This window comes from Bradyrhizobium sp. CCBAU 51627 (assembly GCF_028128765.1).
Taxonomy (GTDB): Bacteria; Pseudomonadota; Alphaproteobacteria; order Rhizobiales; family Xanthobacteraceae; genus Bradyrhizobium.
This window is the reverse complement of record NZ_LBJG01000082.1, coordinates 1-22,007: the sequence shown is the minus strand read 5'-3', so window position 1 is coordinate 22,007 and position 22,007 is coordinate 1. Positions and strand designations below refer to the sequence as shown.

The window sequence follows — 22,007 nt, the reverse complement described above, 5'->3', positions numbered from 1 at the left end:
CGTCCTGATGTCGCGCAGGCAGTTTACGCAATCGTCGCACGTGAAGACCTGCGCTGGGTTACCATTGCTACCGCAAAACAGCCTCGACAACGTGGGCAGTTGGTTTGTCCTGAATGTGCAAGCGAGTGTGGTTGAGATCGTTCAATGCGATGCAAGCCGCGTGAACGGAGTGAACGCATTCTTACTCCTCTATGGTTGCTACTTGAGGGACGTCGCTGTCTCACTGCGTCGAAGCGTCAGTTGCTAGGCGTGGTGAGCGGGCCGTCATTGGTGTCAAGGACGAACACAGCGAGCAACTTCGCCGGCTCGGTCTTGCTGGCGTTACGGCTGATCGAGTGGAGCGCACCCGGAGATTCAGACCAGCTCTCGCCAGCCCGATAGATGCGCGTCCCGCTATCATTTACCTTCGACTCGATCGCGCCTGAGATCACATAGGCATAAATAAAAGCTGATTTCGCATGGGTGTGGGACGGAGAAGCCGCACCGGGCGCGTAATCAACTTCCACAGCGATCAGCGACTTGCCAGGAATATTGGGAATAGCCGCCTCGAAGTTCTTCGTGACGGTTTGCGCTTGGCTATCATGGGCGCAGATAGGGTCAGTCATTGAAAACACTAGAGCGGCGCTGCCGACGACGATGGTGCGGATCTTCATAAGTGTTGCCCTTGTGTTGCGCGCAAAGTCGGAGAAGGATGACGATTCTAGATAGGAGATCACGATCCTCTCCGCCGTAACGTGCGGGAAGACGACGTCGCGAGACCGCCTATTTTATATGATATCTGAAACTCGCGGTGGAGCGTTTGGCTCGAGCGATGTTAAGACGACGTCATCATACAGGGAAATGTCTGACTGTTATGGTTTCCATTCCGACGCGACCATTGTGCTGGTGAGAGGGTCCACGGTGTACGGAGAGGCGGCTCCTTTTCTGATCTATCGGCGCGAGGGCCCACGTGCCGCAGGCACCTGAAGCTTAGGGGTGTCATGTCGACGCCACACATGACATCATTGAAGTGCTGCGAAGTCAGTACCGGAGTGGATAGGCGGGCGTTTATCGCAGGATGGGACGGTGATCGACTGTCGAGGCGGCGAGTTTCTGCAGACGGCCAATCGCATCTAGCTCGGGTTGCGCGGCTAGCGGCATTAACTACCGTTTATCGACTTTATGACGATAAGCGATTTTGCGCCGCCGACGTTATGGGATCATTCTCCAAGCCAACGTTGTAGAATTCGATTCCATGTGGGCACTGAGAATTAGAAGGCTCGATATGCCAGGCAACGACCTCATCGTATCGGCGCGTGTTTTGGAGACGAGATCAGCGAGCTGATTTGATCCTTGGATGCGCGGGCCGTTCTTGACGAAGCTGCGGGCCGTTTGAGCGCCATGTGGTTCAAAAAGTGAGACCGATAGTGATGCTACAGAACGGCGACGTTTTTCCCTCTCTAACCTTTGCTCGCGTCGGAGGCGGCAAAATCAACTTGCCTGCCGATCTGGCAGGTTGGTTCGGCGTGGTTATATTCCACCGTGGCTCCTGGTGCCCGTACTGTAACGCTCAACTCGCCGCTTTCGCGCGAGCGGCGGACGGATTCGCCAGTGAAGGCATCAAGGTCGTCTCGGTATCGGTAGACGACCGGGAAAAGTCGGAGATGCTCGTCGAAAAGCACAAAATTGGTTTCCCGGTCGCGTACGGTGCTGATGCGCGAGCAGTTTCTGCTGTGACCGGCGCCTTCGTCAATGATGATCCCGTCTGTCTCCAGGCGACCGGTTTCGTCCTGAACCCCGAAGGTCGGGTGGTGACGGCCGTCTATTCGACCCGCGCGATCGGCCGTCTGATGCCCGACGATGTGCTCAGTTTTGTCCGCCACCTCAAATCTTTAGCAAAGAATTGAAAGGCAAGGTTTAGCTAGGAGAAAAATAAATCGCGCATGTGTCGGATGGTGCTCGTGATTCGCGGGGTGTCCTGCGTGGTTGGCTAGGGCCCTACCACGCGGTCTACTGCGGCTCACCTAGCCTAGATAACCGCAACACAACTTTCGACGAAGTAGGGCATTCCGCGTTGACTATCTGAGTGAACGAACGCTGCTGGTAGCAGCTCCCATCAGAGCAAACGTCATTCCTGCAACCAAACAAAAGATCGCGCTATGATCTCCGCCTACGCCGAAGATCAGCGAAATCAAGGCGGAACCCAGCGACCATCCGACGTAGCGAGCCGCAGCATTCATCCCACTCGCGGCCCCGCTACGTCCGATTGGTCCAGCCGTCATCATCGCAGTGTTGTTCGGGGTCTGGAAAAGACCGAAACCGATACCACAAAGGGCTAATCGCCACGCGATATCCAACTTTGCCGGATTTGTTGGCAAGAAAACCATCAGAAGTAGGCCGGCCGCCAACAACGTCAAACCGATGCTGCAAATCAATGACGTTGGGAAGCGGCTTGTCAAGCGACCGGCGATCGGGGCCGTGACGGCAGTCATAAACGGCCAGGACGTCAAGAGCAAACCTGTTTCTACGGCAGAAAGATGCATCCGCGTCTCAAGTAGGAAAGGTAAAGAGACGTAGGTCAGGATTTGTGCGGCATATGAGCAGACAGATGTCCACACCGATAAGCTAAATGCCGGTATTCGATAAAGATCGAATGGCAGCATTGGCATGGGATGCTTCTGTTGTTGTCGAATGAAGAGACCAAAACAGAAAAGACCTGCGACGATCTCTCCGATCCCAATGCGCGCGTCGCTGCTACCCAGCGTACCGACACCGATGACAAAAAGCCCGAATCCAAGCGTGTTGAGAGCGGTCCCGGTCAGATCGAGGGCGCGAGGAACCGAACGTCTGGTGGTGCGGCGTTGATAAAGAGCGGTACCGCGAGGCCGAATGGCAAATTCACCAGAAACAACCACGGCCATTTTGCAACGGCAAGTATTGCAGCAGCGATGATGGGCCCCAATGCACCTGGTATCGCCACCGCCAACGCAACCAGTGCAAGACCTTTACTGACCATGCCGCGCGGATAGACCACGCGTACGAGGGCAACGCCGGCAACAGAAAGCCCAGCCGCTCCGGCTCCCTGAATCAAGCGGGCACCCACCAGCAGAGGCAATGTTGGAGCGAACGCGCAGGCCAAAGATGCGAGAACAAAAATGGTCAGACCGGCGGCATAGATGCGTTTTAGGCCGAGCGATTCAACCGTACTTGAGACGGGCAACAAGCAGACTGTTGCCGAAAGCTGATACGCATTTACGCAAACGGTCGCCGCGTCATTGCCTGCAAATGAACGTGAGATATTCGGCAGCGCGATATTCACGATTGCGCTTGCGAGGGAGCTTAGACCAAGTCCAAGCAAGATGCAGAACATTGTCTTGCGTCGTTTTGATGGCCCTGAACATTCCGCTCCGCCCATCAGGAAGCAATCCCCTGCAAGAGCTTTGAAGAGTCGACGTTGCGCGCACTCTCAGCAGCGGGCTTCTTGGATCGAAACTTGATGTCGATCAGTCGTTTTGGCCAAAATTGCGAACTTTCAACCGGCATTCTCCGCAATATTTTATCCTTCTTCGAAACAGCTTGCGATGCGACTTGGAAAGACGACCTGACAAAACGACCAAGCCATTGCGCGATGGTGCCGAGACTTGACTACGATGTGTCGCCAATCGAGCTATATGACTCGGCAAGGGCGGATACCTAACCCATATAGGTTCTTGCAGGAGGGTTCTCGGAGGTGAGGCCGTCGGATTGCATGCGGATCGAGAATCGCAAGTGATCTTTGCTGCTTCGGGAAGGCTGCAGGTATATAGCTCATCAGCGGTCGCCGGATCGTAGTCATCGTTCGGCGGGGCTACACTAGGAATGGTGCGCTTGGAAGCATCGATAGGAGAGCAAATCAATGCCCTGTCCAAAAGACGTATGCCAGAGCTGACGAAACTCACGAGACCAATGCACCGATCCGGACTCCAGACATTCCCGCGATGATTGCTGACGCTACGACCGCGCTTATAGCGAGGCAGGTACCCCAAAGACGACCGGCAACACGTTGATCAACACCGTGTGCGATCAGAACCACTCTTAATCCTGAAGCGAGATGGCTCAGGACAAAGAAGACGCCGAGCGCGTAGTGAGGCAGTAGACGGATGTTCCAAGCGTCATGAATGAGACCAGTCGGAGCTCCGATTGCGAAGTTCCAATCCGTGGGTATGCCGAGAAAGCTTCGAGCGTAGACGAAGACTGAATTCATGTGGCCGAGAATAAAGACTGAAAGATAGGCTCCCGAAGCGACCTGATAGGTCCTCTGGAAGTTATGCGCCGTAGCGCTCCAGCGCCACGCCAGAAAGAGGCCGGTGCCGATCTGGAAAAGCATCGTTGCAATCAACAACGGTTCACCTACGGTAGAGCGATAGGCCATGCGTCCGATCTTCATTACTGCGGCGTGCGCGTCAGGACCTATCAAGCCGAACAGATGGTTGGCGAGATGAAACACCACATATAGGCTGAGGACCAGGGCCGATACTCCGTGGACACTCCGCCAACCTCCCACCGCAGGCTCAGCTGATTTAACCGGATCTCGGGCAGACTGCGACCATTTCGCGATTGCGAGCCAGATCGCGCACCAAATGACCTCATCGGGAATAGGGCTCTTGATTAGAGCTTGCACAACGCCGAGAAACACATAGAGGGTTGGCGACACCACGCTCGCATAGGCGAGGCGTCTCGAACCTGGACCGTACGTTGGTCGACAAGCCAGGGCGATCCCGAGAAACGGCACCACGAACGCAACGACCAAGGCGAATGTCGCGCTGGCGACTGCGAAAGGTGGCAAGCTTACCACTTGCGTACCGACGATGGCATGGAAAACATCGAGGAGAAATGGATAACAAATCGCCGCCGCCGCCGGTGCAAAAGGGAGATAGCTGTATCGCTTCTCGAGGTGCGTCCTGCGATTTTGCTCGCCAACACTTTCGTCCATCACAACCCTACAGAGTCACGGCCGAGAAACAGAGTACGAGACGACTTCCAGGAAGGCGGGTAGTTCAAAGCGTCCGCAGAAGGCAAGTAATGCCTAGATAGAACGGCGCAGTTAGCACGCAAGACGCCAAACCTGCTAGCCGGTCAAAATGTATCTGAGTTATTCATGCGCATCATGAATGGCGGACCTTAGACTTGTTCGTGCGTTTCGCTGACGCAGATTACGGATAGAGTGTCTCTCCGGGCTCGCGACCTAAGTAGCGTAGACGTTGTGCGGGTCATGACGACGTTTATTGCGGATTCGCTGACTCAGCGTGGCTCAGAGCTCTCTGCTGACAGGACGCGCCGGACCCAATGTGCGAGTGGTCGTGCATCCCGACTAAAGATCCTGCCACTCGAAAAGTAGCGATAACAATCGTTTATCAAGTCCATGGCGAATTGTAATTTCCCTTCGCCGCGCTGCAAGGTCACTCTCCCTCTTATCGCAACTTTCAATGCGGAACCGACGCGCGGGACACGTTGCTATTGGAGACTCGACATGCAGCGCAGCGGCGCAATTGAGGCTGTCGCGTCTGATGGCCGTGCCGTCGATCGAGCTATCTGCTCCAAAATATTGCTGCTTTTCCTGCAGTAATTGCGTCTGGATCGATCAGAAATGACCGCAAACGTCACGTTGCCGCAAGAGGACACTGTCGACCTGTCTCAGTCAGTCGAGCGTTCTAGCTTGTTTGGGAGAGTCAGAAGTGAGTGCGGCTGAAGGAATGGCTGCGGCGATCCGGTTCATCCTCCCTCGGTTTCACCGATGCGTCGTCGCATCGGTCTGTATGCTGCTTACGCTTGTGTTGGCGGGGTGCAACGAGAAGGCGCAGTCGCAAGCGGCCGCGCCGCCGCCGTCGGTGACGGTGGCACAACCGGTCAAGCGCACGGTCACCGACTGGGACGAGTTCACTGGCCGGTTCGAGGCGATCCAGGAGGTGCAAGTCCGCGCCCGCGTCGGTGGCTTTGTCACCAGTGTCGAGTTCAAAGACGGCGACATGGTGCGCGCTGGGGATCTGCTCTACGTCATCGATCCTCGTCCGTTCGAGGCGGTGGCAACTCAAGCCGACGGTCAGCTTGCCGATGCGCGCGCCAAGACAGAGCTGGCCAAGCGAGAGCTTGAGCGCGGGCTCACCCTCGTAAAGACCAGCGCTGTCTCCGAGCAAGTTGTCGACCAGCGTCGCGAAGCCTTGGAGGCAGCTCACGCCGCCGAGACTATCGCCGAAGGTGCGCTAAAGGCCGCCCAGCTTAATGTCGAGTTCACGCATGTGGTGGCGCCGATCACCGGTCGCGTCAGCCGTCATTTCGTGAGCGTCGGTAACCTCGTGCAGGGGAGCGACAATGGCGGTTCGACGCTACTTACCACCATCGTGTCAATGGACCCAATGTACATTTATTTCGACGTTGACGAGGCGACCTATCTCAAGAACAGCAAGTTGTGGTTCGAGGGTAGGCGGCCGAGCTCGCGCGATACGCCTAATCCAGTGCAGGTTGCGCTGACCGGCGAAGCCAAACCATCGCATGTAGGCCATATGGATTTCATCGACAACCGGCTCGATGTGTCCACCGGCACTTTGCGCAGCCGCGCGATCATCCCGAACCACGATCTATCCATCCTGCCCGGCCAGTTTGGCCGCGTCCGGCTGATTGGCTCCTCGCCGTATGAGGCGCTTCTTTTGCCAGATGTAGCGATCGCGACCGATCAGTCGCGCAAGATCGTGTTCGTGGTGAAGGATGACAACACCGTGGAAGCGCGCGCGGTCGAACTTGGCCCGTTGGACCAGGGACTGCGCGTGATTCGCACGGGCCTGAAGCCGGAGGACCGTGTCATCATCGACGGCCTTCAGCGAGCCCGCGTTGGCGCTAAAGTGAGCCCGCGCAACGTCGAGATCAGCGGCAGTAAGTCATGAATCTCGGACGTCTTTCCGTCAATCAGCCCATTCTAGCGATGGTGCTATCGATCGTGCTCTTGATTGTGGGCACGATCGCGTACCAGACACTCCCCGTCTCTGAATATCCGCAGGTAGTGCCGCCTACGGTTACGGTCACCACGCAATACCCCGGCGCTTCGGCACAGACTGTATCCGACACGGTCGCAGCTCCCATCGAGCAGGAGATCAATGGTGTCGAGGACATGCTGTACTTGTACAGCCAAGCGACCTCCAACGGCCAGCTCACGATAACCGTGACCTTTAAGCTTGGTACCGATCTCGACAAGGCCCAAGTCCTAGTGCAGAACCGCGTCGCGATCGCGCAGCCGCGGCTGCCGGAGGAGGTGCAGCGCAACGGAGTAATCACCCGCAAGAACTCGCCCGATATCCTCATGGTCGTGTTCATGCTTTCGCCAGACGATAGCTTCGACCAGCTCTACATCTCAAATTACACACTGTTGCAGGTACGCGACCAGCTGTTACGACTCGACGGCGTCGGCGATATCCAGATGTTTGGCGCGCGCGACTACTCGATGCGACTATGGCTCGACCCCGACAAGATCGCTAGTCTTGGCATGACATCGAGCGACGTCATTGCTGCGGTCCGCGCTCAGAACCTGCAGATCGCCGGCGGCCAGATTGCGGAGCCGCCAATTGCTGATCGCGCATTCCAGCCGAACCTCGTCTTCACTGGCCGCCTCAAGGATATCAGGCAATTTGAGGACATCGTGGTGAAGGCTGGTTCCGACGGCCGTACCGTACGGCTGCGCGATGTCGCGCGGATCGAGCTTGGCGCGCTGGCCTACACCACCAACAGCTTCATACTGCGTAAATCTGCCGTCGCGATGGTGGTGACGCAACGGCCCGGATCGAATGCGCTCGCCACTGCGAAGCATATCTCCGACACGATGGTGCAGCTCAAGACGAGCTTCCCAAAGGGGCTCGACTATAATATAGGCTACAATCCCACCGAGTTCATCGCCCAATCGATCCATGAGCTGATCAAGACGATCTACGAGGCGATGGCGCTCGTGGTGATCGTGGTGCTGGTGTTCCTTCAAGGTTGGCGGCCTGCGATCATCCCGATTGTCGCAATTCCGGTGTCGTTGGTCGGCACCTTTGCAGCGATGGCCGCGCTCGGCTTCGGCATCAATAACCTCACGTTGTTCGGCCTCGTGCTTGCGGTCGGCATCGTAGTCGACGACGCCATCGTGGTTGTGGAGAATGTCGAGCGACATCTTCAGCTCGGTATGAGCCGGCGCGAGGCGGCGCTCAAGACGATGGAGGAGGTTGGCGGTGCGCTTGTGTCGATTGCGCTCGTGCTCTGCGCAGTGTTCGTGCCGACCGCGTTCCTCGGCGGCATCTCCGGGCGGTTCTTCCAGCAATTCGCCGTCACCATCGCGGTCGCAACCGCGATTTCGTGCTTCTGCTCGCTAACGCTGTCGCCAGCACTGGCATCGAAGATCCTTACTCCGCATGAGGAGAAACGTCGGCCGGCGCGCTGGAACATCATTGCCCGTGGCTGGGACAGCTTCGCCGTTCTTTTCAATCGCATCTTCGATCGCCTGGCGCACGGTTATGCGGCCGCCGCCGACTTCGTGATCCGCCATACGGTGGTGATGCTTGCAATCTATGTCGCGCTGATCGGCAGCGCCGGCTGGCTGCTCGCTACCACCTCGCAGGGTTTCATTCCCGCGCAGGATCGTGGTTACCTAATCATCTCGGTGCAATTGCCGGGGGCTGCTTCGCTTGTGCGGACCACCGCGGTGGTGCGCGAAATCGAGCGGATCGCGCTTGATACGCCAGGTATCGTCCGTGTCGCGGCGTTTGCTGGCTTCTCGGGGGCGACGCGCACGCAGGCGGGTAACGCCGCGGCACTGTTTCCCGTGTTCGACGATCCCGAGGCCCGGGTTAGGAAGGGTCTGACTGCCAGCGTGATCACTGCGAACCTGCGAAAGCGGCTGTCGGCGATCCAGGGCGCCTTCGTCATCGTTATTCCACCGCCTGCGGTGCCAGGCATCGGCACCGGCGGGGGCTTCGCCATCCGCATCCAGGATCGACAGGGGCGCGGTCCCGAGTTGCTGGGGGCTGCGACGGACGAGCTCGTGGCCGCCGCACGAAAGTCGCCAAACCTAACGTCGGTGTTCTCGCCGTTTACGGCGAATACGCCGCAGCTATTCGTCGAAATCGATCGCGTGAAGGCGCAGAAGCTCGGTGTTCCCATCGCCAGCATTAACGACACGATTCAGACCTACTTCGGTTCGACCTATGTAAATGATTTCAACCTGTTTGGGCGCACCTACCACGTCACCGCGCAGGCCGATCTGCCATTCCGAAGGGAGGCCTCCGATTTGGCGCGGCTGCGCACCCGAAACGCGGCCGGTGACATGGTTATGCTCGGCAGCGTAGTGGACTTGAAGGATGTCTCCGGGCCCGATCGTGTCGCGCGCTACAATCTCTACTCAGCATCCGAACTGCAGGGCGAGCCGGCACCGGGCGTGAGCTCGAAGACGGCGCTCAACACCATCAAGCAACTCGCCGACAAAACATTACCGAGCGGCTTTTCTTTTGAATGGACCGATCTGTCCTACCAACAGGTGACGGGTGGCAATGCCGGACTGTATGTGTTTCCGATCTGCGTGCTGTTCGTCTATCTGGTCCTCGCGGCACAGTACGGCAGCTGGACTCTGCCACTGGCGGTGATCCTGATCGTGCCGATGTGCCTGTTTGCAGCCACGATCGGCGTGCGCATCATGGGCCAGGATATTAACATCCTGACGCAGATCGGCTTCGTGGTGCTGGTGGGGCTTGCGGCCAAGAACGCGATCCTGATCGTCGAGTTTGCGCGGGACATCGAGCTTAGGGGAAAACCGCGCCTGGAGGCCGTTATCGAGGCTTGCCGGTTGAGACTGCGGCCAATCCTGATGACCTCGTTCGCTTTCGTCCTTGGCGTGCTGCCGCTCGTCTTCTCCACCGGGTCGGGATCGGAAATGCGTGAAGCGGTCGGCGTCGCCGTCTTCTTCGGCATGCTGGGCGTTACATTGTTCGGCCTGATCTTCACGCCCATCTTCTACATGGTGGTGCGGAACCTCGCAGAAGGCAAGAACGAGGGCCGGCCGACGCAGTCGATAGCAACCGCGGCGGAGTGAGGTGGCGCGAAGAAGCCGGAAGAGACTCAACTACACAGAGAAATGGCGAAGAGGAAATTCCCATGAAGGCGATCATTGTGACCAACCAAGCCGCCGGAACAAGCGGGATGAAGCTCGTGGAGCGGCAGCAGCCGCAGGCAGCAATAAACGACGTTGTGGTTGAGGTTCATGCGTCGGGCTTTACTTGGGATGAGCTGACCTGGCCTCCAAGTTGGACTGATCGCCTCGATCGTAACCGAACACCGTCGGTCCCTGGGCACGAGCTGGCCGGAGTGGTTACCGCGCTCGGCTACGGCACGACAGGACTGTCGGTCGGACAACGAGTGTTTGGTCTCGCCGACTGGTATCGCGACGGCACCCTGGCCGAGTATGTGGCCGTCGATGCCCGCAACCTCGCGCCGCTGCCGGGCGATGTCGATTTTGTGGTGGGCGCAAGCCTGCCGATGCCTGGCTTGACCGCATGGCAGGGGCTGATCCAGCACGGTCGCCTTAAGGCGGGGCAGAGCATCCTCGCTCATGGCGCCGCCGGTGCAGTGGGTTCAATGGCGATCCAACTCGCACGAGAGGCTGGCGCCTACGTCATCGGCACTGGACGCGCCCCCGACCGAGCGGCGGCGTTCGAGTTCGGCGCGCAAGAGTTCGTCGATCTTGGGGGCGACGCATTGGAAGACGTCGGCCCAGTCGATCTGGTTTTCGATGTCTTTGGCGGCGATATTGGGAAACGATCCGCGGCACTAGTTCGAGCCGGAGGAACGTTGGTAAGCATTGCCGGCCCGATCGAGACACGGCCCGCTGACGGTTTTGCGATCGATTTCGTCGTCGAATCTGATCGCGCCCAATTGGGTGAGATCGTCCAGCGGGCGCGAGACGGACGACTGCGCACGAACATCGGTGCCGTCTCGTCCCTGGACGAGGCCATCGCCGCCTTTAACTCGACCGAACGACACAAGGGGAAGACGATCATCCGCGTTCGTTCGTAGCACCTCGTTCCCGTCGATGCATGCCGGGCCAACCGGCTGCATCCTGCGCCATCGAGAGGCATCCATCGCTTTCAAGTTAAAGATCGGCGGCACGTCCTGTGAGGTCGACGTTGAAAGGCGGTACTCCGCTGTTTTTGTGGATGCTATGCGATGTCCTTCTTAGTCCGTGCCAGTAATCCAGAGGGCGTCACAGCGCGCAGCGATGACGATCCGGACCCGACGGGTGAGATATAAGACTGAGTAACAGCGCCAGCGGGATCTATTCGGTCGAAAAGACCGCGTATGGAATACTCGTGATCGCGACAGGCGGCGTCTATTCGGATGACCTCTCGCAGCGCTGGTGCCTACGGCATCCGTCAAACTCGCCCTCCCTGCCTTGAAGGGCGTGGATCATGCCACGCGTCGCGTCCGCCTCTACGAGTAGTCACCGCCACTCTGCTGAGCAAGATTGCCGAGGTAGTCGCGCTTTCCGATTTTCGCTCCGAGCTTCCGGAGGATCGCGTGCGCAACTGAGATATGGAAAAAGAAGTCCGGTAGTACTAGGTGCCGGATGTAGTCGTCGCCGCCGAACCATCCACGAACGATAGGCGGCGTAAGTTCGTATGTGTGGGACTGCGCACCGGCTGCACGTTTTTCAGGAAGCTGCGAGTTTCGATTAGTCTACTGTTCAACGCCGGATACGCCATCGCGATGTCGCGTGGTCCCGGCGGGGCCTCTCGCATTAATTTTGCAATGTGTGCCTCGACCTTGTTGCAAATCACGGAGAACTGTTCTCCGAAGGTGATGTCTGGCGCGAGCCTCTCGCCAAGAATCGCCCCGGCCTCAAACCCTTTGAACCGTTCGAGCGCCTTAGCGTCGTCGAGATATTTATCCATTACGTTCAGTCCATGTACCATGACAGGAACTGTGATTTCATAGACAGAGAACGACATTTTGACCTCTTGACGCTCCTTTTACTCTGAAGGTAATTGCGAAATCCGGAGATAGATAACCGAAACGAACGGCCATAATGACTTCATCTGTGTTGCGGCGTTATACACGCCGACTTGCCGGAGCCGATGTTGCCCAGCGTGACGCACCAGCAAGAAGTGAGTGCGTATGAGGACAGGAGGTCCGCTCACGTAAATTCGCGGACCTCGGCGGGGATATGAGCCTCCTAGCAATCGGTGTGCTGGTCGGTAGAGATCGTCTAATTTCGCTTGCCTACGCCGAACCAGGACTAATGTCGCTGCCCCGCAGGCGATTGCCGGAACTGTATTGGGCTTATCATCAGCCATCGAGGAGCACGCCGTATTCGGGGCGTCGGGAGGCGCACGAAATCAGCGGAACTTCGCGACTACTCGGTTCTAAGCTTATCGTAAACGTTTCGAAACGCCATGCCCCAGTCGTCATCCGTGTCCCGGGCCATGGGCTCCGGCGGCACCTTAGTGTGAAGAAGGACGATGCGCCCATCCTCCGTGTTGTAGTACGCGACAGCGGGCACACTGTCGCTGAGGCACATTTCGAAAGGCTCACCGCCTAGAGTTGGCTTTCCAAGTGTCGGTTCCCTCGAACATCAGCCGATCGGAAGAGGACCGCGATTCGGACGCTTGCACATGCAGTCGGCAGTAAGGACGTTTCACGTCAGAAACGGGCTGTACCTTGCTGATGTCTCGCCTAACGAGCTCCTATTTCAGCGTTGCCAGATAGCCGACGAGGTCGGCCCGATCGGTTGGGTTCGTCATTCCTGCGTAGGGCATCTTGTTTCCGGGAACCACTTTCTGCGGCGCTTCAAGATACGCATCGAGAATCTTGGTATCCCAAACAATATCGGACTTCTTCATCGCGTCACTGTAGTGGAATCCCGGGGCCGTACCTGCCTTCCTGCCAATGAGTCCTCCTAGGCCGGGTCCAACACGGTTGGTCTGATCCGTAGTGTGGCACGTAGCGCAGGCTTGGAAGACGATTTTTCCGTGCTCAGCATTCTGCGCGTAGCCCGGATCGGCAGCTGCTCCCGCAAACAGGAGCGTCGCGAAAAACGCTCCAACCTTTCCTGCGTTGTTCATTGCGAACATCCCTTTTTTCCCAAGCTCAAAGTAGGCGCAGCCGCGCAACAAAGTTGAAATCGTCGTGGAGTGAAAGCATGAGAGAGAGGTCCTAGCTGACTTGATGCGGGGGAACGGCGAGCCGGTCGCTGGTAATTTCATCGGGACTCCTTTGCCCGCGCCGCGCGAATTGGCGCGATTAGTCGCCTTAGATCGTTGGCATCCGGTGGCCGGGCTCTCGAGGCCTAAGATCGGCTACAGCGGAGGAAATTGAAAATTCCTTTTGGATATGCATTCGATAGGTTCGGGTATCGTCAGAGCGCAGTGCGCGTCTGCCTCTGGCTTTGTTGCGATCAGCGGTTGAAGACGGTACTGTCGTCGAGGTGTCGGCCGTCATCGCAGGACATGAAAAGGGCAGTTTGCGGTCTTACGGTTACTCGCATAAGTATCGCGGGGCAGACCAAAGCAGTCGAGAGTGACAGGGCTACCTGCTTGCTCGAGATTCTACATCCGGGGTTGGTTGGTCTCGAGCCGCCACGACTGGGCTGAGGTTCCTGTTGACGCGCGTTGGTGCGCGTTCGCGCCAATTTATTATAGTTCAGACGCTCAGCCGGATTATTCATGTCGTGGCTGAATATATCTAATTCGGCTGCAACTACTACTCTGTGAGCCGCAACTGGCTATTTCGTCAGCGTGTTCAGTCGAACGCAACGACACCGACACACAATCAAAATCCCAGATCAAGTCAGAGCGCGGAAGGACCGTTCGCTCGATTTTGAGGCTGGCTGCTCGCGTGAGATGGCGTTGTACAGCCCTCCGGAGCTGAGTTCATATGAATCTGAGCAACAAAAGGCTTTTGGACGTGGCAGGTGAGCCGTTCTGGCGTATATCGCGAAAAGACCTCGACAAGTTGATGACCACATTGGACATTAGCTTTGTTAGGCTGTCGCAATGCTTGCTTGCGGCGGGTGCCCACTTGCCCGTTGCGCGCGTGGACGCGTGCACCATCCACTACTGCGTTCGAGGCGTCGGTTTCATCCTGATGGACGGGGAAAGCCCTATCCGTCTGACGCCGCATACATTGGTAATCGTTCCGCCCGGACGCGCAATGAGGATCGTCGCCACGGAGCGCCCGACCGCACTACGAAATGTCGGCAAGGGCAGTGTAGGCCTTTTCGTGCCCGGCTCGTCGTACCGGCACACTGTCGGAGATGACCAACCGACACTCGTACTTGCGTGCGGCACTTTTCGAGCGACCTACGGTCCAGCGCTTGACTTGTTCGCATCCCTCGCAGCGCCGATTGTTGAGACATTCGACGTACATGACCAGCTCGACCAGGTGATCGCTTGCGCGTTAGCCGAGCTCGCGGCCCAGGACGTCGGTGTGGGGCCAATGTCGGCAGCGCTACTGAAGGTCGTATTGCTCGCCCTGCTTCGACGTTGCCTGGTCTCGACGAAAGCCTGGGTTGAGCGCTTCGCCATGTTAAGTGACCCGCCAATCGCACGAGCTTTCGCTGAGATGGCCTCGCGTCCCTCGCTTCCGCACACCGTTCAAAGTCTGTCGCACGCCGTCGGTCTGAGCCGCTCAGCTTTCATGGCGCGATTCTCCGCTGCCTTCGGAGAGGCACCCATGTCACTGTTGCGCCGCCTTAGGATGCGCCACGCTGCTGATCTGCTCGCGGCCAACGCGCTATCGATCGACCAGGTCGCTCTAAACGTCGGCTACCAGAGTCGGAGCAGCTTTACGCGCAGCTTTCGTAAATACTACGGGAGCGACCCGTCAGAATATCGCTCCAATGCGCAGAGCGAACGGTCATCAAGGGCTGCTCCGGACGAAGATGCGATCGAGCAATCCGACGCCGCGTGAGGATCGTTCATTCTGCAAGAGCGTTGGCACGGCCGCCGGCGATATACGTTCCGCTGGTGGTGACATCTGAGCTCGATCTACTCAGCTTCCACTTGGGTCCGGCGTGAGCTAAGCGGCGTCCTGACGTCTCACGACAACCCAGGAGGTGCGGGGCCGTGTGGAAGATACAAGGCCCCGAGCAGTGGTCTCGCGGCCACAGCTGTAAGGGGGATGCCAGTGCATCCGCGGGCTTGGCTTTCCCACGCGGTAAGTTCCGCGCGCCGGGCGTCGCGATTGCGAAAACACGCCGATGCTGTCGGACTAGGCTAGGTGCTCATTCAGCGGCCGGCCGCCCGATGTCCGGTCAATCGTAAACGGTGATAAAGCGGATGCCTTCCGAGATCGTTAAAGGCCCACAGGTGGAAGGAATGAGCAGCCCGGAGGCAGCTCCCTCAAATTGATTGCATTATTTCAAGGTGCAGGCCGCGGCGGGCGCGACATCGTGCGACGCAGTCTGCCGGGAACTAAAGGCTGGTGTGCTCGAAGCGGCGGCGCATGCACTTTCTGACTTACAATTTAGAATCGCTCTAGTTTAGAAGGAGTCTTTTTGCGGGTCTGGCGATCATCGATTACAGGCGTCAAGCTCCATCAATGACGGTGAGGCAATCGATGCCAGCGGGAAATGCCTTTGGGTGGCGTTATGCCGTCGTCTCCGGTGTATTCGCATTTCTTTGCCTGGGCGGCCTCGCCCGCGCCGACGACTCGGATACTTGGCGAGATATCGAAACGAAATACATTTTCGGCTTCACGACCGGTTCGGGTATCGGCATCGAAGGCGAAAAGGAATTCACGACCGACACGATCGGCCGATTTGGCAAGCGCGATGGACGCTACACCGCGACCGAGACCAAGTATGAGTTCGAATTCACGCCGTCTCAATTTGTGCAAATCGAGTTTGGGGCGCTCGGATCAACCCACGACATCGGGACCGTAGCCGACCTCGACGACCGTCGCCAGTTGGCGTTCAGCGGCGGGTTTGGTGAATTCCGCTACCTCGCCCTCGAACGGACGTCGAACAATCCACTGTCTGTGACGCTGGCTTTCGAGCCTACGGTGCGGCTCATCGATGAGACAAGCGGCGAGCGGGTTCACAACTATGAATTCGAGACAACACTCAATGCCGACCTCGAACTCGTTAGAAAGCGGCTGTTTGCCGGGTTCAACCTATTATATGAACCCGAATATACCCACACATTGCTGGATGAGACCATTCGGGAAACTAAACTCGGCGCCTCCGCGGCGCTGTCGTTCCGAATCACGCCCAATGTCGTGATCGGAGGCGAAGTTTGGTATCTGCGCCATTATGACGACTTCGCACTCTCGGCCTTTACCGGCGACACAGTGATGCTCGGTCCGACGCTCTATGTCCGGTTCACGCCGAAGATGTTCATGACAGCGGCCTGGAGCACGCAGATATGGGGCCGCGAAGTTGGAGCCCCGTTTTCGCTCAATCTTGCCGAGTTCCAGCGCAACCGCGCCAAACTCAAATTCGCCGTCGAGTTCTGACGTCCCTCAAAGAGGAAGGCCTACAGATGCACGTTTTGACCGCGACCAGAAAACTCGCTCTCGCAGCGCTCTGCACGGCGATTTTGCCGCTGTCGACGGCGTCGGCCCAGCAAGCAACGGAAATTCAGATCAGCTACTCTAACGGGCAGTTTCAGCCGCACGAGGTACGTGCGCCGGCGGACAAGCCGGTTGTCTTCCGGATCAGGAATCTCGAGGGGAAGGCGATGGAGTTCGAAAGCACCTCCCTCAGGGTGGAAAAGGTAGTGACCGCCAAGAGCCAGGGTGTGATCAACGTCCGCGCTCTCAAGGCCGGGCGTTATGAGTTCTACGATGACTTCAACGAAAAAGCGCGCGGCGCGCTCGTCGTCGAATAGGGCGTCTATCTCGTGCTCGCCGCGCTCATCATCGTCTTCCGCGAGGTCTTCGAGGCAGGCCTGATCGTCGGAATTGTGCTCGCGGTTACCCGCGGGGTCGCGCGCCGCGATCGCTGGGTTGCCGGCGGCATGCTGGCAGGTGTGGCCGGGGCGTGTTTCGTCGCGGCATCTGCCGGTGGGCTGTCGCAGCTGTTCGAGGGCATGGGACAGGAGCTGTTCAATGCCGCTATTCTCGGGGTCGCCGTTGTGATGCTGACTTGGCATAATGTCTGGATGGCGCGCCACGGGCGGGAGATTGCGGTCGAAATGCGCGCGGTTGGCCAAGCGGTGGCCGCAGGCAGCAAGCCTCTATTGGCTCTGGCGGTCGTGGTCGGCGTTGCCGTACTGCGCGAAGGCAGCGAGGTCGCGCTGTTTCTCTATGGCGTCGTCACCTCCGACGGCGGTTCGGCCCTGGATTTGATCGTTGGCGGCTGCCTTGGCCTCTTGCTCGGCGCTGCAGTTTGCCTTGTGACTTATTTGGGCCTGGTGCGGATTCCGTCGCGCCCGCTGTTTGTAACAACGACAGTTCTGATCACCCTCCTCGCGGCGGGTATGGCGGCACAGGCCGTTGCTTTTCTGGAGCGCGCCAACTGGCTAACCTCGCTCGACACAGTCGTGTGGAACTTAGGCTGGCTTTTGCCCGAGACGAGCATTCCCGGACGCGCCTTGCACACGCTGATCGGCTATACCGATCAGCCGACGCAGATGCAGCTCTTGGTCTATCTTACCGTCATCGTAACAACCAAATCGCTGATGTGGCTGACCGCGGAAGTGCGCGCCAACCACGCCGTTGCTGCGGAATAGAGCGGGGCGACTGGATCAGTCTTCCGCTCGCGCCTCCCGAGCGGCGAACCTTATCCGGCCGGGCGCGAGCGACTCCGGTAGCGACGCGCCCGACAAACCGCGCCAATTACCTCGCCTTCGTCCAACTCGCGTCAATTAGCGCGAATGACTCGGCGCTATGAGGCAACGATCGTAGCCGTGCAATGCGCAAAGCAGCCGCCTCGGAATAGTTCGGGCGAGTATTTCTTTCGCCGGGCCGCTCGCGGAGGAATCTCCGGCATTCGCATAAGAAAGTCTGCCGGTTATCGTGACCTCCGACGAGTTGATGCCACTGTCGTCTCGTGTTCGATCTGAGTCATTCGCCTTCAATTGGAGTCTGTCGGGTCAAGGTCCGATCTCTTCTGGCGTTTCTCACGAGATCCGAATCCTGTCTGCTCCAATTGGAGGTCGGAGCCTCTTCGGGGCGCAGCGGTTAAGACGGAGCGGATCGAGTTGTATCAGCTCCAGGCCAAGTCGTTCAATACTGTCGCCCAGCCAAGCGCGGCCTTGAGCGTAGACAAAGTTCCCCCATAGCAATCGAAGTCGCAGAAGTTGGCGACGTTGGCGAGTACCGCCCCTAAGTTCGGCAATGCGCCAGGAACGGCTGGTTTTCGCCGCTATGTATCCTGTCAGCAAGTACCCCACCGCCCTCTGCAACCAAGATTCAGGCAAGTTCCGTGGAGGGTTAGGCTTGATTAGTTGCGACATGTGACGTATATTTAGCGACACGTGACGCGAGGCTACTATGACTGCCGCAGCCGAGAAACCGGCTCCAAAGGGGCCAGGCAATGATCTGCAGAAGGTGGCCGATTTGCTCGGCGGGCCACGCATCCTGTCGCGCCGGATCACAAGCGCCCTCGACGCCCACGAACTGCTGCTGGACGGACTGCCAGGCTCTGCGTTGACCCACTTCGTCCGTCACCTCCTCATCATTCAAACGGACTCGCTGGAAAAAGCGTTCGGAATGAGCCTTCGCACCTTTCAGCGACGCAAGGACGCTCCGGACAAGCCGCTCAGCCAGGAGCAAAGTGGGCGGACCTGGAAGTTTGCCGAAATCCTCGCCAAGGCCACGGACGTGTTCGGTTCGCAGGAAGAAGCCGAGCAGTGGCTCGAGCGTCCGGCCATCGGTCTTGACCAGCGTCGCCCGATCGACCTCCTTGCCACTCCGGCGGGCATCGAGCTCGTTGAACAGTACCTCACACGCCTCGCATATGGCGTCTATGCATGACGCTTTCTGTAGAGCCATTGGGAGGCGGCAAGCTCATCGCTTGGCGCCTCGATCAGGCGCGCTTTGCGTCGACCTGGGATAGTGGCGAAGGCGCATTCCAGGTCGGCGGCCGGTGGAACAGCAAAGGCGTTCGCGTTGTGTATTGCGCGCTTGATCCAGCGACCGCGATACTCGAAGTGGCGGTTCACAAAGGCTTCAAAGCGCTAGACACTCTGCCTCACGTACTGACCGCGCTTTATATCTCCGACGTGTCTGACGTTCATATTGTTCGCCCTGCCGACGTTCCGAACGCCAATTGGCTGCGACCGGGCATCCCAGGCGCAGGCCAGCAGGCGTTCGGGGATGCGCTCCTGGCCAAGCACAAATTCGTCATGATCCCAAGTGTGGTGTCCAATCACAGCTGGAATCTGATCTTCGACCCGACCAGGGCGAAAGGCGTGTACCAGCAGCACCTTCAGGAAGCGTTCGCGCTAGATACGCGCCTTCATCCTTCGACATCACCGCCCTAATTCGGCCCCGTAGCAGTACGATCTCGCCTGACCGACCAAGTAACTCCAATGGAATCCTAATTCTGGCTACCTGACTCCGATGGAATCAGAATAGCCTCCGCCCTAATCCCCTGACTGAAATTATTGGATTTTTTCGCTCCGAGACTCAGATCGAACGCGAAACGACGGCCACGGTTGTACGGCAAATCCTGTTGAGAATGCGGCGGCGCTGAAAGCACTCACCGGCTCGGATCCGGGCTGCATCTCATAGGGCTTCTTTGGAACGGGTGAGGCCTCAAGCGATGGGATCGATGCGCTGGAATCGGTTCGTTGTCGACGTGCGTGTTAGCGCGGGCGTGGTCGCCATCTCCGGGAGCCTTCCGGGCGGGATGTCTCTCTGGCGGACTTCGATCGACCAGTCTCGAAGCCGCGCGACCTTGATGAAAGCGTCCTGTGCCGGCGAGTAGCGGCGTCCCTGCACAGCCAGCAGCCGCACCTCCCGCGAAATCGGGTCCCCCTCGAGGGGAATGGTCTTTAGCGTCGGAAGGCGTGGCATGTGCTCGGGCGCGAGTATCACGCCGAACCCAGCTGCGGCCATGTACTGAAGGTGCAAGTCGTGACCGCTGCAGTGGCCCAGATGGGGAGGTTCTTTGGGGAAATACGACCGTTGGATCTTCGGAGCGACGTCGCATCCTACGCGCTCCAGCAAGACGGTCTCGCGGAGATCGTCAATCCCAATCGAGTGGCGATTTGCGAGTTGGTGTGTCTGCGCTAGAACCGCGACGTAGCGCTCTTCAAAGAGCAACCAGTCGTCGATGCGAGGGGGTATGTCCTGAACGTCCCCGACGATTGCGGCGTTGACCTCTCCCTCGAGCAGCAGGTCGATCAGCTTCTCCGCCGCGCCTTCGCGCAGCTCAACAGTAAGCCCTGGGACGAACTTTGCGATCTCAGCTATCAGATCAAGGACGAGCGAAGCCGAGATGGAGGGGGCGAGGCCGATCTTAAGTGGTGCGACCTCTTTGCGTTGGAATTCCCTAGCTCTGCGACGCGCCGTCTCTGCCGAGGCAAGCGTGCGCGCCAGCATCGGAAGAACTTCTTTCCCGAGGTCGGTGAGTTGCGTCAGCTGGCGCTCACGGTAAATCAACTGGCCCCCGAGTTCCTGCTCCAGCTTCTGAATTCCCTTAGTCAAAGCGGGCTGCGTAACATTGCATTGCTCAGCCGCGCGCGTGAAGTTGAGCGTGGATGCGACCGCGAGGAAATAGCGAACTTGATGAAGCTCCATGGATTCTCCGATGAGTTTCTCCTGTCTATGCACTTGACGACCTCACGGGCCGCCAAAATCACGGCATATGGATGCCATTTGCATGCACACGTTAGAACAGCCTGGTCTATTGGTTTGGACGCACGGACACGCTTTCTGGAGCCCCTGAGCGCCGAACTGATGCGCCGCGAGGTGGGCGGAGCCCCCTGGCCAGGAAATCGGCAAATGCCCCTGCGGCAGGCTTTGTGGTCTTTCCGCCGATAAAGAGTGCATTGACCTCCATGGAGCCGAAATCCCACTCAGGCAGGACCCGCACGAGCCGCCTGGTCGCGAGCTCTGCCCGCACAGTGGTTTCGCTCGACGCGGCGATCCCCAATCCAGCGACGGCGCTTGCTGTGGCTCCTTCGCTGATCGTGATCGCGAGCTGGCTTGCAAGCGCACTGAGGTGACACGGCCATCTTTGCGCGAGCAGAAAGTTGACGATGAGTGCGCCGGACCGATGATCACCGAGTGGTGAGCAAGGTCTGAGGGCGTAATGGGCGCTCCGCGCTCTCGCAGGTAGTCCGGGAGCCACTAGCACCTTCGGAAGGTGCATGATTTTGCAAGCCATCGCACTCGAGTCGGGCAGGGCTCCGAGCCGGAACGCCACGTCGATACCCTCAGTCACGAGGTCTTGGTACCGGTCGTTCGTCACTAGCTCAATCCTCAGCAGCGTGTATTGCCTTAAAAAGCCGGAGAGTCGCGGGATGATTTCCCTGAGAACGAAACTTGATGACGTGCCGACGCGCAGTGTGCCCCGCAGTTCTCCTGTTCCGCGCGCTTCGTGATCCGCCTCGTCAAGCGCCGCCAAGATCGACTCGATGCGCACCAGGTATGTGGCGCCGAGCTCGGTCAGCGCCACCGCTCGCGTGGCGCGGCTGAATAACGTGGTGCCGATGTCCTCCTCAAGCGCGGCGATTAGGCGGGATGCAGTCGGCTGCGTCAGGCCGAGCTCGCGACCGGCGCTGGAAAAGCTGCTGGTCCGCGCGGCGCGGACAAACAATCTGAGTCTTGAGAGGCGATCGTTCATCGCTCGACGCGCTCTAGGCGGACGGAGGTCGGTCCCAGCACGAATGTGAATCGAATGGAGCGCAGCAGCCACCGATACCGCAGCGCAGACGGCGACGGTCCTGAGTACCCCGCGGTTCGTCGGAAGCGACAGGGCAGAAAAGGGCTCGCCGCGATCGTGTCCCCTTGCATGGTGTAGCTGGCGGCGGGTCACCGCGTTCACCGGCCAGGGCCGGGCAGGTCAGCTGGCGATAGCCGGAAGGCTG

The 22,007-nt window shown here is 58.6% G+C and carries 17 protein-coding genes and 1 pseudogene; 10 read left to right on the top strand and 8 right to left on the bottom strand.

Annotation, left to right across the window (positions count from 1 at the left end):
• Window positions 1–236: 236 nt before the first annotated feature.
• A complete protein-coding gene (locus XH88_RS28805) occupies window positions 237–653 on the bottom strand; it encodes a cupin domain-containing protein (RefSeq protein WP_271671645.1) in 417 nt (138 codons plus the stop codon).
• Window positions 654–1,409: 756 nt separating this feature from the next.
• Here XH88_RS28805 and XH88_RS28800 point away from each other — a divergent pair.
• Window positions 1,410–1,886 carry a redoxin domain-containing protein gene (locus XH88_RS28800; RefSeq protein ID WP_271671644.1) on the top strand — a complete coding sequence of 159 codons (477 nt, stop codon included), beginning with the start codon at window positions 1,410–1,412 and terminating at the stop codon, window positions 1,884–1,886.
• A 171-nt stretch (window positions 1,887–2,057) separates the two neighbouring features.
• On the opposite strand, the gene XH88_RS28795 is transcribed toward XH88_RS28800, so the two are convergent.
• From XH88_RS28795 to XH88_RS28785, 3 genes are all read right to left on the bottom strand, one after another.
• Entirely contained in the window at window positions 2,058–2,900 is an 843-nt protein-coding gene (locus XH88_RS28795; RefSeq protein ID WP_271671600.1) for an MFS transporter, read from the bottom strand.
• Window positions 2,798–3,298, bottom strand: a complete 501-nt coding sequence (locus tag XH88_RS28790) for an MFS transporter (RefSeq protein ID WP_271671599.1) — start codon at window positions 3,296–3,298, stop codon at window positions 2,798–2,800. The genes XH88_RS28795 and XH88_RS28790 overlap by 103 nt, the downstream gene beginning before the upstream one ends.
• A 615-nt stretch (window positions 3,299–3,913) precedes the next feature.
• Entirely contained in the window at window positions 3,914–4,951 is a 1,038-nt protein-coding gene (locus tag XH88_RS28785; protein WP_271671598.1) for a hypothetical protein, read from the bottom strand.
• Window positions 4,952–5,693: 742 nt separating this feature from the next.
• Between XH88_RS28785 and XH88_RS28780 the strand changes: the two genes are divergently transcribed.
• From XH88_RS28780 to XH88_RS28770, 3 genes are all read left to right on the top strand, one after another.
• Window positions 5,694–6,896: an efflux RND transporter periplasmic adaptor subunit gene (locus XH88_RS28780; protein WP_442868488.1), complete on the top strand. Its 1,203-nt coding sequence runs from the start codon at window positions 5,694–5,696 to the stop codon at window positions 6,894–6,896.
• Entirely contained in the window at window positions 6,893–10,066 is a 3,174-nt protein-coding gene (locus XH88_RS28775) for an efflux RND transporter permease subunit (RefSeq protein ID WP_271671597.1), read from the top strand. The genes XH88_RS28780 and XH88_RS28775 overlap by 4 nt, the downstream gene beginning before the upstream one ends.
• Before the next feature lie 62 nt (window positions 10,067–10,128).
• Complete coding sequence (locus XH88_RS28770) at window positions 10,129–11,046, top strand: NADP-dependent oxidoreductase (RefSeq protein ID WP_271671596.1); 918 nt, start codon at window positions 10,129–10,131, stop codon at window positions 11,044–11,046.
• Window positions 11,047–11,460: 414 nt separating this feature from the next.
• Here the strand turns inward: XH88_RS28770 and XH88_RS28765 are convergent.
• Both XH88_RS28765 and XH88_RS28760 read right to left on the bottom strand, forming a co-directional pair.
• Window positions 11,461–11,921: pseudogene (locus XH88_RS28765) on the bottom strand (DUF1993 family protein).
• Window positions 11,922–12,713: 792 nt separating this feature from the next.
• Window positions 12,714–13,232 (bottom strand): c-type cytochrome, encoded by a 519-nt coding sequence (locus XH88_RS28760; RefSeq protein ID WP_271671594.1) that lies wholly within the window; start codon window positions 13,230–13,232, stop codon window positions 12,714–12,716.
• 670 nt (window positions 13,233–13,902) lie between these two features.
• Here XH88_RS28760 and XH88_RS28755 point away from each other — a divergent pair.
• From XH88_RS28755 to XH88_RS28730, 6 genes are all read left to right on the top strand, one after another.
• A complete protein-coding gene (locus XH88_RS28755; RefSeq protein ID WP_271671593.1) occupies window positions 13,903–14,937 on the top strand; it encodes an AraC family transcriptional regulator in 1,035 nt (344 codons plus the stop codon).
• Between the two features lie 648 nt (window positions 14,938–15,585).
• On the top strand, window positions 15,586–16,482 hold the full coding sequence (locus XH88_RS28750) for a hypothetical protein (RefSeq protein WP_271671592.1): 897 nt from the start codon (window positions 15,586–15,588) through the stop codon (window positions 16,480–16,482).
• A gap of 26 nt (window positions 16,483–16,508) precedes the next feature.
• Window positions 16,509–16,856, top strand: coding sequence for a cupredoxin domain-containing protein (locus XH88_RS28745; RefSeq protein WP_271671591.1), 348 nt, complete (start codon window positions 16,509–16,511; stop codon window positions 16,854–16,856).
• Window positions 16,857–16,868: 12 nt separating this feature from the next.
• The gene (locus XH88_RS28740) at window positions 16,869–17,699 is read left to right on the top strand and encodes an FTR1 family iron permease (protein ID WP_271671590.1); all 831 of its coding nucleotides are present in this window, start codon (window positions 16,869–16,871) and stop codon (window positions 17,697–17,699) included.
• Window positions 17,700–18,462: 763 nt separating this feature from the next.
• Window positions 18,463–18,945, top strand: coding sequence for a type II RES/Xre toxin-antitoxin system antitoxin (gene parS, locus XH88_RS28735; RefSeq protein ID WP_092234398.1), 483 nt, complete (start codon window positions 18,463–18,465; stop codon window positions 18,943–18,945).
• Window positions 18,942–19,454 (top strand): RES family NAD+ phosphorylase, encoded by a 513-nt coding sequence (locus XH88_RS28730; RefSeq protein WP_271671589.1) that lies wholly within the window; start codon window positions 18,942–18,944, stop codon window positions 19,452–19,454. The genes parS and XH88_RS28730 overlap by 4 nt, the downstream gene beginning before the upstream one ends.
• Window positions 19,455–19,728: 274 nt before the next feature.
• Here the strand turns inward: XH88_RS28730 and XH88_RS28725 are convergent, their stop codons facing one another.
• Window positions 19,729–20,715, bottom strand: a complete 987-nt coding sequence (locus XH88_RS28725; RefSeq protein WP_271671588.1) for a LysR family transcriptional regulator — start codon at window positions 20,713–20,715, stop codon at window positions 19,729–19,731.
• A gap of 106 nt (window positions 20,716–20,821) precedes the next feature.
• A complete protein-coding gene (locus XH88_RS28720) occupies window positions 20,822–21,763 on the bottom strand; it encodes a LysR family transcriptional regulator (protein WP_271671587.1) in 942 nt (313 codons plus the stop codon).
• Window positions 21,764–22,007 lie beyond the last annotated feature (244 nt).

Coding starts and splice junctions, on each gene's coding strand:
- XH88_RS28805 (WP_271671645.1), bottom strand. CDS start 653: ATGAAGATCCGCACCATCGTCGTCGGCAGCGCCGCTCTAGTGTTTTCA.
- XH88_RS28800 (WP_271671644.1), top strand. CDS start 1,410: ATGCTACAGAACGGCGACGTTTTTCCCTCTCTAACCTTTGCTCGCGTC.
- XH88_RS28795 (WP_271671600.1), bottom strand. CDS start 2,900: ATGGCCGTGGTTGTTTCTGGTGAATTTGCCATTCGGCCTCGCGGTACC.
- XH88_RS28785 (WP_271671598.1), bottom strand. CDS start 4,951: ATGGACGAAAGTGTTGGCGAGCAAAATCGCAGGACGCACCTCGAGAAG.
- XH88_RS28775 (WP_271671597.1), top strand. CDS start 6,893: ATGAATCTCGGACGTCTTTCCGTCAATCAGCCCATTCTAGCGATGGTG.
- XH88_RS28770 (WP_271671596.1), top strand. CDS start 10,129: ATGAAGGCGATCATTGTGACCAACCAAGCCGCCGGAACAAGCGGGATG.
- XH88_RS28760 (WP_271671594.1), bottom strand. CDS start 13,232: ATGAAATTACCAGCGACCGGCTCGCCGTTCCCCCGCATCAAGTCAGCT.
- XH88_RS28755 (WP_271671593.1), top strand. CDS start 13,903: ATGAATCTGAGCAACAAAAGGCTTTTGGACGTGGCAGGTGAGCCGTTC.
- XH88_RS28750 (WP_271671592.1), top strand. CDS start 15,586: ATGCCAGCGGGAAATGCCTTTGGGTGGCGTTATGCCGTCGTCTCCGGT.
- XH88_RS28745 (WP_271671591.1), top strand. CDS start 16,509: ATGCACGTTTTGACCGCGACCAGAAAACTCGCTCTCGCAGCGCTCTGC.
- parS (WP_092234398.1), top strand. CDS start 18,463: ATGACTGCCGCAGCCGAGAAACCGGCTCCAAAGGGGCCAGGCAATGAT.
- XH88_RS28730 (WP_271671589.1), top strand. CDS start 18,942: ATGACGCTTTCTGTAGAGCCATTGGGAGGCGGCAAGCTCATCGCTTGG.
- XH88_RS28725 (WP_271671588.1), bottom strand. CDS start 20,715: ATGGAGCTTCATCAAGTTCGCTATTTCCTCGCGGTCGCATCCACGCTC.
- XH88_RS28720 (WP_271671587.1), bottom strand. CDS start 21,763: ATGAACGATCGCCTCTCAAGACTCAGATTGTTTGTCCGCGCCGCGCGG.